This window comes from Mycobacterium ulcerans subsp. shinshuense, from assembly GCF_002355775.1.
Lineage (GTDB): Bacteria > Actinomycetota > Actinomycetes > Mycobacteriales > Mycobacteriaceae > Mycobacterium > Mycobacterium marinum.
The window spans coordinates 5,377,761-5,392,655 of sequence record NZ_AP017624.1 but is presented as its reverse complement, the minus strand read 5'-3'; the positions used below and the strand labels follow the sequence as shown (position 1 = coordinate 5,392,655).

At 68.5% G+C, this 14,895-nt stretch carries 11 protein-coding genes and 2 pseudogenes; 9 read left to right on the top strand and 4 right to left on the bottom strand.

The genetic code is table 11. The features are described 5' to 3' along the window. Position 1 precedes the first annotated feature (1 nt). A complete protein-coding gene (locus SHTP_RS23980) occupies positions 2-1,147 on the bottom strand; it encodes a sigma-70 family RNA polymerase sigma factor (protein ID WP_096372641.1) in 1,146 nt (381 codons plus the stop codon). Between SHTP_RS23980 and SHTP_RS23975 the strand changes: the two genes are divergently transcribed. The 6 genes and pseudogenes from SHTP_RS23975 to SHTP_RS23950 form a co-directional block, all read left to right on the top strand. Beyond that, positions 1,095-1,934 carry an alpha/beta hydrolase gene (locus tag SHTP_RS23975; protein WP_096371993.1) on the top strand — a complete coding sequence of 280 codons (840 nt, stop codon included), beginning with the start codon at positions 1,095-1,097 and terminating at the stop codon, positions 1,932-1,934. The two genes, SHTP_RS23980 and SHTP_RS23975, sit on opposite strands and share 53 nt — an antisense overlap. 46 nt (positions 1,935-1,980) lie before the next feature. Continuing rightward, positions 1,981-2,730 (top strand): DUF2786 domain-containing protein, encoded by a 750-nt coding sequence (locus SHTP_RS23970; RefSeq protein ID WP_096371992.1) that lies wholly within the window; start codon positions 1,981-1,983, stop codon positions 2,728-2,730. Beyond that, positions 2,727-3,251 carry a TIGR04338 family metallohydrolase gene (locus tag SHTP_RS23965; protein ID WP_012392407.1) on the top strand — a complete coding sequence of 175 codons (525 nt, stop codon included), beginning with the start codon at positions 2,727-2,729 and terminating at the stop codon, positions 3,249-3,251. The genes SHTP_RS23970 and SHTP_RS23965 overlap by 4 nt, the downstream gene beginning before the upstream one ends. Before the next feature lie 56 nt (positions 3,252-3,307). Beyond that, positions 3,308-4,649, top strand: a pseudogene (locus SHTP_RS23960) (glycoside hydrolase family 3 protein); the annotation flags it as partial. A gap of 142 nt (positions 4,650-4,791) precedes the next feature. After that, positions 4,792-5,994: an ISAs1-like element IS2404/ISMul1 family transposase gene (locus SHTP_RS23955; RefSeq protein WP_420873046.1), complete on the top strand. Its 1,203-nt coding sequence runs from the start codon at positions 4,792-4,794 to the stop codon at positions 5,992-5,994. Between the two features lie 19 nt (positions 5,995-6,013). Further along, positions 6,014-6,760: pseudogene (locus SHTP_RS23950) on the top strand (glycoside hydrolase family 3 C-terminal domain-containing protein); the annotation flags it as partial. Positions 6,761-6,805: 45 nt separating this feature from the next. Here the strand turns inward: SHTP_RS23950 and mymT are convergent. The 3 genes from mymT to ilvD form a co-directional block, all read right to left on the bottom strand. Beyond that, the gene (gene mymT / locus SHTP_RS23945; protein WP_231389811.1) at positions 6,806-6,967 is read right to left on the bottom strand and encodes a copper-binding metallothionein MymT; all 162 of its coding nucleotides are present in this window, start codon (positions 6,965-6,967) and stop codon (positions 6,806-6,808) included. A 114-nt stretch (positions 6,968-7,081) separates the two neighbouring features. Further along, positions 7,082-9,913, bottom strand: coding sequence for a PE family protein (locus SHTP_RS23940; RefSeq protein ID WP_096371990.1), 2,832 nt, complete (start codon positions 9,911-9,913; stop codon positions 7,082-7,084). Positions 9,914-10,138: 225 nt separating this feature from the next. Beyond that, on the bottom strand, positions 10,139-11,833 hold the full coding sequence (gene ilvD, locus SHTP_RS23930; RefSeq protein WP_096371989.1) for a dihydroxy-acid dehydratase: 1,695 nt from the start codon (positions 11,831-11,833) through the stop codon (positions 10,139-10,141). A gap of 139 nt (positions 11,834-11,972) precedes the next feature. Here ilvD and ricR point away from each other — a divergent pair, with 139 nt between their 5' ends. From ricR to SHTP_RS23915, 3 genes are all read left to right on the top strand, one after another. Continuing rightward, entirely contained in the window at positions 11,973-12,263 is a 291-nt protein-coding gene (gene ricR, locus SHTP_RS23925; protein ID WP_096371988.1) for a copper-sensing transcriptional repressor RicR, read from the top strand. Positions 12,264-12,380: 117 nt separating this feature from the next. Beyond that, entirely contained in the window at positions 12,381-13,637 is a 1,257-nt protein-coding gene (locus SHTP_RS23920; RefSeq protein ID WP_096372640.1) for an MFS transporter, read from the top strand. 119 nt (positions 13,638-13,756) lie between these two features. Next, on the top strand, positions 13,757-14,782 hold the full coding sequence (locus SHTP_RS23915; RefSeq protein WP_096371987.1) for a L,D-transpeptidase: 1,026 nt from the start codon (positions 13,757-13,759) through the stop codon (positions 14,780-14,782). Positions 14,783-14,895 lie beyond the last annotated feature (113 nt).

Genomic DNA, 14,895 nt, shown 5'->3' with positions numbered 1-14,895 from the left:
GTCAAATCGAAGCCGGCAGGTCGAATTTCGGGAACAGTGAGCCGTCCAGGAAGGCCGTCACATGTGACACTCGGCCGTCAACCATATCCAGCACATGCAACTGAAAGGGCACATGGGTCTCACCGGCCCGCATGTACATGGCCGCGGCGGGCTGGCCGTTGGCGACCAACGGAATAAGTCGCATATCGCCGGGACATTCGGCCGGGCACTGCTGGTGAATGAGCGTGATGATGTCGCGCGCGCCCTGATACCAGCCGGCATAGGGGGGCATCTCCCAGATCGCCTCGGCGGTGAATATCTCCACCAGCCGGTCGATGTCGTGGGCCTCGAATGCGGCGATGTAGCGAGTCAGCAGGTCGTGGGCTTCCGGCGAATCGGGTGCGACCAGTCCGTCATCGGCACTGGGCTGGGCGGTCTCGAGCTGTGCCCGGGCCCGTTGCAGCAGGCTGTTCACGGCGACGGTGGTCGTGCCGATCGCTTCGGCCACCTCGGCGGCCTTCCATTGCAGCACGTCTCGCAACAACAGCACCGCTCGTTGCCGGGGAGACAGATGCTGCAACGCGGCGACGAAGGCCAACCGGACCGATTCCCGGGAGCCGACGATGACCGATGGATCCGCCGGATCGGCCATCAAATCGGGCAATGGCTCGAGCCAGGGCACTTCGGCGCGCTCGACCAGCGGTGCCGTCGGATCCGAACCCGAGGCCGCCAGCCCCGTCGGCAAGGGCCTGCGTTGCCGACCCTCTAACGCGCTCAGGCAGGTGTTGGTGGCGATCCGGTGCAGCCAGGTCCGCAGCGAGGACTTGCCCTCGAAGCGGTGGTAGGACTTCCACGCCCGCAGCAGCGTCTCCTGCACCAGATCCTCGGCGTCATGTACCGACCCGGTCATCCGGTAGCAGTGGGCCAGCAACTCACGCCGGTAGGGCTCGGCGTGGACAGCGAATTCGTCGCCGGCCGGCCGCTCGCGTTCGGCGGTGGGGGCGGTGAAGTTCGCTATGGAGTTCTGCGTGGAGTTCCCGGCGAGCGCACTCACGTCAATGAGCCTACGCAGAGTCGCTGACATTCCCAGTCCTCGAGCAACTACGCTGCCGGTAATGAATACGACCCGCACTGAACGGACCTTCGACGGTGTCGGCGGCGTGCACATCGTCTACGACGTCTGGACGCCGGATGCCGCGCCTAAGGCGGTCGTCGTGCTGGCTCACGGGCTGGGTGAGCATGCCCGCCGTTACGATCACGTCGCCCAACGGTTGGGAGCGGCCGGGTTGGTCACCTATGCCCTTGACCACCGTGGCCACGGCCGCTCCGGCGGCAAGCGGGTGCTGGTTCGAGACATCTCCGAGTACACCGCCGACTTCGACACCCTGGTGGGCATCGCCACCCGGGACAACCCGGGCCTGAAGTGCATCGTGCTCGGACACAGCATGGGCGGCGGGATCGTGTTCGCCTACGGCGTCGAGCGCCCGGACAACTACGACCTGATGGTGCTCTCGGCGCCGGCGGTGGCGGCCCAGGATCTGGTGTCACCGGTGATCGCGGCGGCCGCCAAAGTTCTTGGCGTGGTGGTGCCGGTGCTGCCGGTACAGGAACTGGACTTCACCGCCATATCCCGCGATCCGGAGGTGGTGGCGGCCTACCAGAACGATCCGCAGGTCTACCACGGTCGAGTCCCGGCCGGAATCGGTCGGGCGCTGCTGCAGGTGGGGGAGACCATGCCTCGGCGGGCTCCAGCCTTGACGGCGCCGCTGCTGGTGATACACGGCACCGATGACCGATTGATTCCGATCGAGGGCAGTCGTCGCCTGGTCGGACATGTCGGATCCGCCGACGTCGAACTCAAGGAGTATCCCGGGCTGTACCACGAGGCCTTCAACGAGCCGGAGCGTGATCAGGTGCTCGACGATGTGGTCTCCTGGATCACTGCGCGGCTGTAAACCGCATGGACCCGGAAATGTCGGATCACTTCCGTAGTTTGGCGCCATGACCGACGACAAGATGCTGGCCCGTATCGCGGCCCTGCTGCGTCAGGCCGAAGGCACCGACAACGCCCACGAAGCCGATGCTTTCATGAGCGCTGCCCAACGGCTGGCCACCGCGGCCTCCATCGACCTGGCCGTGGCCCGCTCTCATTCGGCCCATCGGTCCGCGGCTTCGGCGCCGACCCAGCGCACCATCACCATCGGGACGGCGGGCACCCGCGGTCTGCGGACCTATGCCCAGTTGTTCGTGCTCATCGGCGCGGCAAATGACGTGCGTTGTGACATCGCAACGAATTCGACGTTCCTCTACGCCTATGGGTTCACCGAGGACATCGATGCGACCCACGCGCTGTACGCCAGCCTGGTGGTCCAGATGGTGCGGGCGTCGGATGGCTACCTGGCCACGGGCGCGCACCGGCCCACCCCGACGATCACCGCCCGGCTCAACTTTCAATTGGCGTTCGGGGCGCGGGTCGGTCAGCGCCTGGCCGAGGCGCGCGAGCAGGCGAAAACCGAAGTTGCCATGGACCGAAGCCGGGCGCCGGGCACCGAGATCGCGCTGCGGGACAAGGAACTTGAATTGCGCGACCATTACCGCAGTGCGTCGCAGGTGCGTGGTACCTGGCGGGCCACCAGGGCCTCTGCCGGGTATTCATCGGCGGCGCGGCGCGCGGGCGACCGGGCCGGGCGCCAGGCGCGGCTTGGGAAAAGCCCCGAACTGCCCGGGGCGAGGACCGCCCTGGATCGGTGACAGCGGCGGAGTCGTCCAAAAGGGACTTCCAACGTGCCAAGGTGTACGCGGCCGAGGAGTTCGTCCGGACCCTGTTCGATCGTGCCGCCGAACACGGCACACCCAGCGTGGAGTTCTTCGGAACGCAGTTGACACTGCCGCCGGAAGGCCGGTTTGCGTCGGTGTCGTCGGTGCAGAGTTATGTCGATTCCGTGCTGGGGCTGCCCGCGGTGCGGCAACACTGGCCCGCCGTGTCACCGCTGCGGGTGCGGGCGCGCCAGGCGGCCACCGCGGCGCACTACGAAAACCGCGGTGGCGTGGGAACCATTGCCGTTCCCGGCGCTGGTCCCGGCCGTGGCGCCGGCGATTGGGCGATGCGCGAGCTGGTGGTGCTGCATGAAGTGGCGCATCATCTGTGTCAGGTGCCGCCGCCGCACGGCCCGGAGTTCGTGGCGACGATGTGCACCCTGGCCGAGTTGGTGATGGGGCCCGAACTCGGTCACGTGCTGCGGGTTGTGTACGCGAAAGAGGGTGTGCGGTGAGCTCGTCGGGTCACGATGCCCCCGCTGACGTCCGTGCCCGCCAAGTTGAGTCCGAAATGACCGACGAGGAGCGCTTCTCGCTGTTGCTGGGTGTGATGGGGGCCGGCGACCTGTGGCCGCTGCGTGATGAACGCATACCCGCGGACGTGCCGATGTCTGCCGGGTACGTGCCGGGGATTGCGCGGCTCGGGGTGCCGGCGTTGCTGATGAGCGATGCCGGCCTGGGCGTCACCAATCCAGGGTATCGCCCCGGTGACACCGCCACCGCATTGCCGGCCGGACTTGCGCTGGCGGCCAGTTTCAACCCTGCGCTCGCCCGTAGCGCGGGTGAAGTGATCGGTCGCGAGGCCCGCAGCCGCGGGTTCAACGTCCAATTGGCGGGAGCGATGAACCTGGCTCGGGACCCGCGCAACGGGCGCAACTTCGAATATCTTTCCGAGGACCCGTTTTTGACGGCGGCTATGGTCGCAGAGTCGATCATCGGCATCCAGCAACAGGGTGTCATCTCAACGGTCAAGCACTTTTCGTTGAACTGCAATGAGACCAACCGGCACTGGTTGGATGCCGTCATCGATCCCGATGCCCACCGCGAATCGGACTTGCTGGCCTTTGAGATTGCCATCGAACGCGCCCAGCCCGGCGCGGTGATGGCGGCGTACAACAAAGTCAACGGTGTGTATGCCACCGCCAACGGGGAGTTGATCAATGAGGTGCTCAAAGGGGCCTGGGGATATCGCGGTTGGGTGATGTCGGACTGGGGCGGCACGGCCGGGATGGGAGTGCGCGCTGGGTGGCCTGGATCAGGAGTGCGGCGCCCAGATCGATGCGATCCTTTGGCAATCAGAGGCATTCGGCGATCCGCTGCGGGCCGCGTACCACGAGGGGCGGCTTCCCAAAGCTCGCCTCTCGGAGATGGTCCGACGCATCCTGCGGTCGATGTTCGCGGTCGGTGTCGATCGCTGGGAGCCGGCACCCGCGCCCGTCATGGATGCCCACGACGAGGTCGCCGCTGAGATCGCACGCCAGGGAATTGTTCTGCTGCAGAACAGGGGAGTGCTACCGCTGACGCCGGCGCCGGGCACCCGCATCGCCGTCATCGGCGGCTACGCGCAGCTTGGAGTGGTGGCCGGCTACGGCTCCAGCGCTGTGGTTCCCCCCGGCGGCTACGCCGAGGTGATTCCGATCGGCGGGGCAGGACTGACGGCGGGCGTGCGCAACCTCTATCTGCTTGGGTCAAGCCCGCTCGATGAGTTGCGTACCCAGTTTGGCAACGCTGAGCTCGAATTCGATCCGGGGATCAACCCAGCGGAGGCGGTGGCGGTGGCCCGGCGGGCCGACGTCGCGGTGGTATTCGCAATCCGGGCCGAGGGCGAAGGCTTCGACAGCGCCGATTTGACCAGGGCTCCGGCGTTGTTGATTAGCAGGCTTGTGAGCTGGGTTGATGATCTTTGGTGCCGCGCTATTGGGGCCGGAGTGTAGGCACGGGCTATCTGGAGAACGATCGAGTTGGTTACTGTTCGTCGTTGGTCTGGAGTTGCCCGTGCCTACCGTTTCAGTATTGCCTGTGTCGTCGGTTCCAGAGGTGTTCGACCGCTGGAGTCCTGGTGAGCGCAGCGGGCTCATCGGATCGGAGTTTCTCGATGTGTTGGCCTCGGTGCCAGACCCGAGGGGCCCACGCGGTCGGAGGTATTCGCTGATGGCTTTGTTGGCGATCGCGGTTCTGGCCACTGCCGCGGGGATGCGCGGCTATGCTGGTTTTGCCACATGGGCGGCCACCGCTCCTGATGATGTGTTGGCCCAATTAGGGGTCCGGTTCCGGCGGCCCAGTGAGAAGACCTTCCGCGCTGTTTTGTCTCGGCTAGACCCCGCCGACCTCAACGCCAGGATGGGCAGTTACTTCACTGCACACGTGGCCAGCAGCGACCCCAGTGGATTGGTGCCGATCGCGTTGGACGGCAAGATGCTGCGTGGTGCTTTACGCGCCAAAGCGACAGCCACGCATCTTGTGTCGGTGTTCGCCCACCGTGCCCGATTGGTGCTCGGTCAACTCGCTGTCGCCGAGAAAAGCAATGAAATTCCCTGCGTACGTGCCCTGTTCACGCTGCTGCCGGGTAGCTTGCGGTGGCTGGTCACCGTGGATGCGATGCATACCCAGGTCGTCACCGCGAAGTTGATCTGCGCCACCTTGAAGTCGCACTACCTGATGATCGTCAAGTCCAACCAAGCCAAAATACTTGCGCGTATCACCGCGCTGCCCTGGGCCGAGGTGCCCGCAGCCGCTACCGACGACTCCCGCGGCCACGGCCGTGTCGAGACCTGCACCCTGCAAATCATCACCGCTGCACGAGGAATCGGCTTCCCCTACGCAAAACAAATCATCCGGATCACTCGTGAACGCTTGATCACCGCCACCGACCAGCGCAGCGTGGAGGTGGTCTATGCCATCTGCAGCCTGCCGTTCGAGCACGCCCGCCCTACCGCGATCATGACCTGGATGCGTCAACACTGGGGAATCGAGAACAGCCTGCACTGGATACGCGACGTCACCTTCGACGAAGACCGTCAAAGGGCACATACCGGAAACGGCGCACAGGTCCTAGCAACGCTACGCAACACCGCGATCAATCTGCACCGCCTCAACGGCGCCGACAACATCGCCGAAGCCTGCCGGATCACTGCTTTGACCGCCAACCGCCGCCTAGACCTCCTCAATCCACAATTCCCCAGCTCACAAGCCTGCTAATCAACAACGCCGGAGCCCTGCCGATTTGACGCTGCCGTGGGGGCAGGACGCGGTGATCAGTGCGGTGGCGGCGGCAAACCCGAACACGGTGGTCGTGCTCGAGACCGGCAACCCGGTGGCCATGCCGTGGCAAGACTCGGTGAACGCGATTGTGCAGGCCTGGTATCCGGGCCAGGCGGGTGCCCGGGTCATCGCGGAAGTCCTGGCCGGCCGAGTGAATCCGTGCGGGCGGCTGCCGATCACGTTTCCGGTCGGCCTCGGCCAGACACCGCGCCCGGAGCTCCCCGGCTACGGGGCGCCGGTGGGAGCGCCGATGCGCATCCACTACCGCGAGGGCGCCGATATCGGCTACCGCTGGTTCGCTACCACCGGAGAGGTTCCGAACTTCGTGTTCGGGCATGGGCTGACCTACACCAGTTTCGGCTACCGGGACCTGGCGGTCAGCGGCGGCGACACGGTGACGGTCACGTTCGGGGTCGCCAATACCGGCGATCGAAGCGGGGCGGATGTCCCGCAGGTGTACCTGACCGCGGTCACCGGTGAGCCGCGGCTGCGGCTATTGGGGTTTGAGCGAGTCGAACTCGAACCGGGCCAGTCGTGTGCCGTGGAGATCGTTGCCGATCCACGACTGCTGGCCTGCTACGACGGCGCCGCCGGGTGCTGGCGCATCGAAGCGGGCACCCACACGGTCGCGGTGGGCGCCTCGGCGGCCGCGCTGAGCGCGGTGGCCGAGGCGGAGCTGGCCGGCCGGACATTCGGACGCTGATCGCCGGAATCGACGAGTTCCCGGGATCCGGCCGGCCCCTCATGCCTACTGGACGGGAACCAAGGCGTCACCGCAGGTGCAGCGGTAGGGCTCGCCGGAGCCCGAGCAGTGGCACGGTACCTCGATCCGAACGCGACAGCCGCAGCCTTCGTGGCCGCAGGTCAACATGGTCCCGGCCTCGTGAGTTGCCATCGGTATCTCCCTCATCCAAGTCATGGGACTGAAGTCCCTCCGGTTTACCTCCGCAAGATTTTATACCCTATACGGGTATCCGGTAAAGGATGATGGGTGATTTTGGGGTAGCCGATCGGGTCGTCGGGCTCAGCTGGTGTGGCCGCCGAGGCCGTCCGCGCCGGTCTTGCCCGGTCCGCCGTTGGCTCCGCCGGGCGGGGTGCCGGTGCCTCCGGTGCCGCCGGTGCCACCACCGCCGCCGATGCCGCCCACAGCGCCGTCGCCGTTGCCGCCGGCCCCGCCTGCGCCGCCGTCGCCCCCGCCTGCGCCGCCGTCGCCCCCGCCTCCGCCGTCGCCGCCGTCGCCGCCGTTTGCTTTGCCGCCGGTGCCGCCGCCCGCCCCCTTGCCGCCGTGCCCCCCGTCGCCGCCAGTCTGGCCGGCCGTGGTTGCGGTGCCGCCTGTCCCGCCGTCGCCGCCGGTTCCGCCCTTACCTCCGGTTCCGCCGTTTCCGGTGCCGTTCGCGATTCCCCCGGTGCCGCCGAACCCGCCGGCGCCGCCGGTGCCGCCGGCCAGGCCGGGAGCGCCGTTGGCGCCGGCTCCGCCCTGGCCGCCCTGGCCACCCGGGCCGGCGTTTCCGGCGTAGTAGCTGTTGCCGCCGATGCCACCGAACCCGCCTTCGCCCCCGTTACCGGCACTTCCGATGCTGCCGGCGGTGCCCGCGCCGGTGCCGGGCAAACCACCCTCGCCGCCGGCGCCGCCGGTTCCGCCGACGCCGCCGGGCATGCCCTCGTAGGTGCCGTTGGTGATGCCGCCGTAACCGCCCTTGCCGGCGTATCCGCCTTGGCCGCCGGTGCCGCCGCTGCCATTAGCGGCACCGGCACCGGCCGAACCGCCAGTGCCACCGGTACCGCCCTTGCCGCCATCTCCGCCGGCAAACCCCGCTGAGGTGGCCCCGCTGCCGCCGGTGCCGCCGATGCCGCCGATGCCGCCGGCGCCACCATTGCCGGCGGCACTACCGCCGGGCCCGGGGGCACCGCCTGTCCCGCCGGTGCCTCCGGTGCCGCCGGCGTATCCCGCCGTTCCGAAGCCGGTGTCGCCGTACCCGCCGGGGCCGCCGGTGCCGCCATCGGCACCGTTGCCGCCGATACCGCCGGGGCCCGGGTTGCCACCGGTGCCGCCGGTTCCACCGATCCCGCCCATGGCGCCCGCCGCATCAAAGCCGGTGCCCCCGTAGCCGCCGCCTCCGCCGATGCCACCGGTGCCGCCGTCGCCGCCGACGGCCGCCGTCCCGCCGGTCCCCGGGTCACCGCCGGGGCCGCCGGTCCCCCCGCTGCCCCCGGCATAGCCGTTTTCGTTGTAGTCGCCCGGGCCGCCGTAGCCGCCGTCCCCGCCGTCGTCGCCGTAGCCCCCGCTGCCGCCGATGTCTCCGGTATCGCTCTTGCCCGCTGCGCCGTTGCCTCCGGTGCCGCCCGCCCCTCCCGTGCCTCCGGTGCCTCCGGTGCCGCCCGCGCCTCCGCTACCGGCGACGCCGCTGGCCCCTCCGGTACCGCCCTTGCCTCCGCTGCCCCCGTTGCCCGCGCCGCCGCCGGTGTCGGCGGTGCCGCTGCCCCCGTCGCCACCGGCGCCTCCGAGGCCGCCGTTGCCGCCGCTGCCGTTCGTCCCACCGGCGCCGCTGTTGCCGCCGGAGCCACCCTGGCCACCAGCGGCGCCGTCGCTGCCGTTGTCGCCGGTTCCGGCCACCGCGTTGGCCCCGGCCCCACCCGTGCCGCCGTTTCCGCCCCCGCCGCCGTTGCCGTAGCTACCGGCCGATCCGCCGAACCCGCCGACCCCGGCGGCTCCGCCCGCGCCCGCGGCGCCGCCGTCACCTCCGGTGCCGCCGGCGGCCGCGTTGATCCCGGCGGCAGCGGCCGCCCCGGTACCGCCGGTGCCGCCCATCCCGCCGCCGCCTCCGTGGCCGCCGGCGCGGTTGAGACCCAACAGACCGGCGTCGCCGCCCGCCCCGGCGGCTCCGCCGGCACCGCCACGGCCGCCATCGCCGCCGACGTCGTTGCTGAGCTGGCCGGCCTGTCCATTACCTCCCGCACCTCCGGTGCCGCCGTCGCCACCGACACCCGCGTGCCCGAACCACCCGGCGGCTCCGCCGGCCCCGCCGTGGCCACCGCCGCCGCCGTTCCCGCTCTGTTGATTGGGCAGCGCCGCGCCGCCGCTACCGCCGAGCCCGCCGGCCCCGCCGGCGCCGCCGTAGCCAAGCAATCCGGCCCGCCCGCCGGCCCCGTCGGCACCGCCGTCCCCGCCGGCCAGACCGACCCCACCGGTGCTGCCGTTGCCACCGGCCCCGCCGTTGCCGAAGAACCCGCCGTTGCCCCCGATTCCACCGGCCCCGCCGGCGCCACCGTGCCCGCCCGCACCGCCATTGCCGAAAAATGCCGCGGACCCGCCGGCGCCGCCGATCCCGCCGGCACCGCCTTGGCCGCCGATGCCGCCATTGCCGATGAGGCCGGCGGATCCGCCGGCGCCGCCGGCCGTTGCAGCGTTGGTGCTGGTTCCGCCGTTGCCGCCGTTGCCGTACAAGATGCCGCCGTCTCCGCCCGGCGTCCCGACCCCGTTGACCGTGGTGCCGTTGGCGCCGTTGCCGATCAGCGGCCGGCCCAGCAGTGCCTGAGTGGGCGTATTGATCACCCCGAGCAGGGCGTCGGCAGCATTGGTCGCCTCGGCAGAGGCATATGAATTCGCGCTAGCCAGAACGGTTTTTGTGAACCGGTCAGGAATGGCGGCCAGCTCGGCGGCCAGCAGCTGATAGGTCTTGGCGTGCTGGGAAAACAGTGCCGCGATCGCTGTGGACACCTCATCGGCCGCGGCGCTGGCCACGTTGATGGTCGGGCTGGCCGCAGCGGCGTTTCCCTGGGTCAGTAGCGCCCCGATGCGCTCTATGTCGGCCGCGGCCGACGCCATGGCTTCCGGGGAGACCAGTACAAACGTCATCGCGCACCTCGCTGTACCTCACGAATCCATCGCCCAGCAGGTGCTGGGCGATGGATTCCACGATGGTATCGCCAAGGTGTGGCGCCTGTCGCGGTTGTCGCGGAAACGCGCGGCATCCCAGGGCGCCGTTGGCGCAGCCGTGGGTACGGCCCGGGTGGCGGGCACCGGCCCGGGCGGCTGGTGGTTCCAGAACCGCTCAACCACAAGCCATCCGGGCTTATCGGGTTAGCCGCAGACCGCGCCGATCGCGGCGGAGGCGACCAGCTTGACGTACTTGGCCAGTACGCCGGTCTTGTAACGCGGCGCCGGAGGAGTGAAATTCTGTTGACGGGCCGCGAACTCTGCCGGGTCGGTCAGAACGTCGAGCGTCCGGCCGGCAACGTCGAGCCGGATCCGGTCGCCGTCGCGCACGAACGCGATCGGTCCGGCATCCACCGCCTCGGGTGCGATGTGTCCCACACAGAAGCCCGTTGTGCCGCCGGAGAATCGACCGTCGGTCAACAGCAGCACGTCTTTGCCGAGCCCGGCGCCCTTGATCGCGCCGGTGATGGCGAGCATCTCCCGCATCCCGGGGCCGCCCTTGGGTCCCTCGTAACGGATCACCACCACGTCACCGTGGGTGATGGTGCCGTCCTCGAGGGCATCCAGCGCGGCCCGCTCGCCGTCGAAAACCCGTGCCGTTCCTTCGAATACATCGGTGTCCAAGCCGGCCGTCTTGACCACGGCACCTTCGGGGGCCAGGGATCCACGCAGGATGGTGATGCCCCCGGTCGCATGGATCGGGTTGTTCAGCGCGCGTAGCACCTTGCCGTCCGGGTCCGGCGGAGCAATGGCCTCCAGGTTCTCGGCCACGGTCCGGCCGGTCACGGTCAGGCAATCCCCGTGCAGCAGGCCGGCATCCAGCAAAGTCTTCATGACCACCGGCACGCCGCCGATGTGGTCGACGTGGGACATCACATGGCGGCCGAACGGCTTGACATCGGCTAGGTGCGGCACCTTCGAGCCGATCCGGCTGAAGTCGTCGAGCGTGAGCTCGACGTTGGCCTCATGGGCGATCGCCAGCAGGTGCAGCACCGCATTGGTCGAGCCGCCGAATGCCATCACCACCGCGATGGCGTTCTCGAACGCCTCCCGGGTCATGATGTCGCGAGCGGTAATGCCCTGGCGCAGCAATTCGATGACGGCTTGACCGCTTTGCCGGGCGAACCCGTCGCGGCGGCGGTCGGTGGCCGGGGGCGCCGCGCTGCCCGGCAGCGACATGCCAAGTGCTTCAGCGGCACTGGCCATCGTGTTGGCCGTGTACATCCCGCCACAGGCACCCTCGCCGGGGCAGATCGCGCGCTCGATGGCGTCGACGTCGGCTCGGCTCATCAACCCTCGCGAGCACGCGCCGACCGCTTCGAACGCGTCGATGATGGTGACCTCGCGTTCGCTGCCGTCGGAGAGCTTGGCGACCCCCGGAAGGATCGAGCCCGCGTAGAGAAACACCGACGCCAAATCCAAACGGGCGGCGGCCATCAGCATTCCGGGCAGGGATTTGTCGCATCCGGCCAGCAGCACCGAGCCGTCGAGGCGCTCGGCCTGCATCACGGTTTCCACGCTGTCGGCGATCACTTCGCGCGACACCAGGGAGAAGTGCATGCCCTCGTGACCCATCGAAATGCCGTCGGAGACCGAAATCGTGCCGAACTCAAGCGGGTAGCCGCCCGCGGCGAACACCCCCTCTTTCACCGACTTGGCCAGCCGGTCCAGCGAGAGGTTGCACGGCGTAATCTCGTTCCAGGACGAGGCAACCCCGATCTGTGCCTTGGCGAAGTCTTCGTCGACCATGCCTACCGCCCGCAACATGCCACGGGCAGCGGCTTTTTCCAGTCCGTCAGTGACGTCGCGGCTACGGGGCTTGATATCGGCTTCTGGCATTGCCCAAGTATGCTCGCAGGGTCATCGTCGCCAAAATCGGGACCTTATACCCCAACGGGGTATATCATGCAACTGAGTCCCTCCGGCAAGTGTGATCAGAGACTTCCGTCGGGGGAGCGTTCCGAGCGTATGGAGAGTTATGACAACCGCACACGGGTATTCGCAGCAGAAGGAAAAGTATGCCAAGCGGCTGCGCCGGATCGAGGGTCAGGTGCGCGGCATCGCCCGCATGATTGACGAAGACAAGTACTGCATCGACGTGCTCACCCAGATCAGCGCCGTCAACAGCGCACTGCGGTCGGTGGCCTTGAACCTGCTCGACGAACATCTGAATCACTGCGTCACCCGCGCGGTGGCCGAGGGGGGCACCGACGCCGACGGCAAGCTCGCGGAGGCGTCCGCGGCCATCGCACGTCTTGTTCGTTCGTAACGCGAGGGTGTGTTGCGGGGCCACCGGGTTTAATGCCGCCGGTGTGGTGCGTACGGTGAGAGCAGCGTGATCGGTCGTAGCACTACCGCAGTACCGGCCGATCCCGTCGCACTCGCCATGACTTCCGAAGCCCGAACCGCAACCACCGCAGCGCGACCGTGGACGCCACGAGTCGCTGCACAACTGTCTGTGCTGGCGGCGGCGGCCTTCATCTATGTGACCGCGGAGATCCTGCCGGTTGGCGCCTTGTCGGCCATCGCGCGGAACCTGCACATCAGCGTGGTACTGGTGGGGACCCTGTTGTCCTGGTACGCGCTGGTTGCGGCCCTGACGACGGTTCCGCTGGTGCGCTGGACCGCGCACTGGCCGCGCCGCCACGCCCTGATGGTCAGCCTGGTGTGTCTGACCATCTCGCAGCTCATCTCGGCGCTGGCGCCCAATTTTGCGGTGCTGGCCGCCGGACGGGCGCTGTGCGCGATCACCCATGGCTTGCTGTGGTCGGTGATCGCCCCGATCGCTACCCGATTGGTGCCGCCCAGCCACGCCGGACGCGCCACCACCTCGATCTACATCGGGACCAGCCTGGCGCTGGTGATCGGCAGCCCGCTCACCGCGGCCCTGAGCCTGATGTGGGGCTGGCGGCTGGCCGCGGTTTGTGTGACGGTCGCGGCCGCCGTTGTGACGGTGGCCGCCCGGCTGTTGCTCCCCGAAATGGTGCTTAGCGCCGATCAGTTGCAGTATGTGGGCCCGCGGTCGCGGCATCACCGCAACCGGGCGCTGATCATCGTCAGCCTGATCACCATGGTCGGCGTCACCGGCCATTTCGTTTCCTATACCTACATCGTGGTGATCATCCGGCAAGTCGTCGGTGTGCGTGGGCCCAGCCTGGCCTGGCTGTTGGCCGCCTACGGTGTCGCGGGTGTCGCAGCGGTGGCGCTGGTGGCGCGACCGCTGGACCGCCGGCCAAAGGGCACCATCATTTTCTGTGTGGCCGGGCTGACGTTTGCGTTCGTGCTGCTGACCGCGCTGGCATTCGGGGGTCACCTGGCCCCGATGACGGCGTTGGTGGTCGGGACGGGGGCGATCGTGCTGTGGGGCGCCGCTGCGACCGCGGTGTCGCCGATGCTGCAATCCGCGGCGATGCGCAGCGGGGCCGACGACCCGGACGGCGCCTCCGGCCTTTATGTGACGGCATTTCAGGTGGGCATCATGGCCGGCTCGTTGATCGGTGGGCTGCTCTATGAGCGGAGTGTGGCGATGATGCTGACCGCTTCCGCGGGCTTGATGGGCGTGGCGCTGGTCGGGATGACGTCGGCTCGCCGCGTGTTCGAGGCCCCGGTCGCGGTTGCTGGCGCAACTTCACACAACCAGTAAGGTCGCAGGTCAGAGACTCGGAATCGTCGGCTGACGGGGTTTTGGACGGTCGCGGAATGGGCATCGGGTGGCTGTGCTATGCCACACTGGGTTCCAGGACGTGACCGGAGGGATGTCATATGTCGCGCTGGACGAGAGGCCGAATCAGGGGGAGCCTCTTCGCCGCTGTCAATGCGGCCGGAGTCGTTGGCGTGCTGCTGCTGGGCGCCGGCCCCGCTGTTGCCGACCCGGATGACGCTCCCGGCGATCCGCCGGTGATTGCCCCGGCCGAACCCGCGCCGGACCCGCTGGCCCCGCCGCCGGGGCCGCTGGCGCTGCCGCCGATGCCCGACCCGCTGGCGCCGCCGCCGTTCCCCGACCCGTTGGCCCCGCCGCCATTGGTGCCGGTCGCTGCCGGTCCGGTGGCCGGGCAGGACCCGACTCCGTTCTTCGGCCCGCCCCCGTTCCGGCCGCCGTCGTTCAACCCGGTTGACGGTGCGATGGTTGGAGTGGCCAAGCCGATCATCATCAACTTCCAGGTGCCGATCGCCGACCAGGCGATGGCCGAAAGCGCCATCCACATTTCGTCGATTCCGCCGGTGCCGGGCAAGTTCTATTGGATGACTCCGACGCAGGTGCGCTGGCGGCCGTTCCAATTCTGGCCGGCCAACACCGCGGTGAACATCGACGCGGCGGGGACCAAATCGAGCTTCCGCACCGGTGACTCGTTGGTGGCCACCGCCGACGACGCCACGCACCAGATGACGATCACCCGCAACGGGGTCCTCGAGCAGACCTTCCCGACGTCCATGGGCATGGCGGCCGGTAACCACCAGACGCCCAACGGCACGTACTACGTGCTGGAGAAGATGCCCACGGTGGTGATGGACTCCTCGACCTACGGTGTGCCGGTCAACTCGCCGCAGGGCTACAAGGTGACCGTCGCCGACGCCGTCCGGATCGATAACAGCGGCAACTTCGTGCACAGTGCGCCGTGGTCGGTAGGGGACCAGGGCAAGCGCGATGTCAGTCACGGCTGCATCAACCTCAGCCCGACCAACGCCAAGTGGTTCTTCGACAACTTCGGCAGCGGTGACCCGATCGTGGTGAAGAACTCGGTGGGGACCTACAACAAGAACGACGGCGCGCAAGATTGGCAGATCTAGCGGTGCCGGTGCTGGTGCGCGCCTGAGGGCGCAATACCGGCCCTAGATCGGCCCTGAATCGCGCCCGGCGCCCAATTTCGCGAGTGCGCTCGCATGTCGGGGACTGCTGAACC

Coding starts and splice junctions, on each gene's coding strand:
- mymT (WP_231389811.1), bottom strand. CDS start 6,967: ATGAGGGAGATACCGATGGCAACTCACGAGGCCGGGACCATGTTGACC.
- SHTP_RS23915 (WP_096371987.1), top strand. CDS start 13,757: ATGTCGCGCTGGACGAGAGGCCGAATCAGGGGGAGCCTCTTCGCCGCT.
- SHTP_RS23980 (WP_096372641.1), bottom strand. CDS start 1,147: ATGTGCACGCCGCCGACACCGTCGAAGGTCCGTTCAGTGCGGGTCGTA.
- SHTP_RS23920 (WP_096372640.1), top strand. CDS start 12,381: ATGACTTCCGAAGCCCGAACCGCAACCACCGCAGCGCGACCGTGGACG.
- SHTP_RS23970 (WP_096371992.1), top strand. CDS start 1,981: ATGACCGACGACAAGATGCTGGCCCGTATCGCGGCCCTGCTGCGTCAG.
- SHTP_RS23940 (WP_096371990.1), bottom strand. CDS start 9,913: ATGACGTTTGTACTGGTCTCCCCGGAAGCCATGGCGTCGGCCGCGGCC.
- ilvD (WP_096371989.1), bottom strand. CDS start 11,833: ATGCCAGAAGCCGATATCAAGCCCCGTAGCCGCGACGTCACTGACGGA.
- ricR (WP_096371988.1), top strand. CDS start 11,973: ATGACAACCGCACACGGGTATTCGCAGCAGAAGGAAAAGTATGCCAAG.
- SHTP_RS23975 (WP_096371993.1), top strand. CDS start 1,095: ATGAATACGACCCGCACTGAACGGACCTTCGACGGTGTCGGCGGCGTG.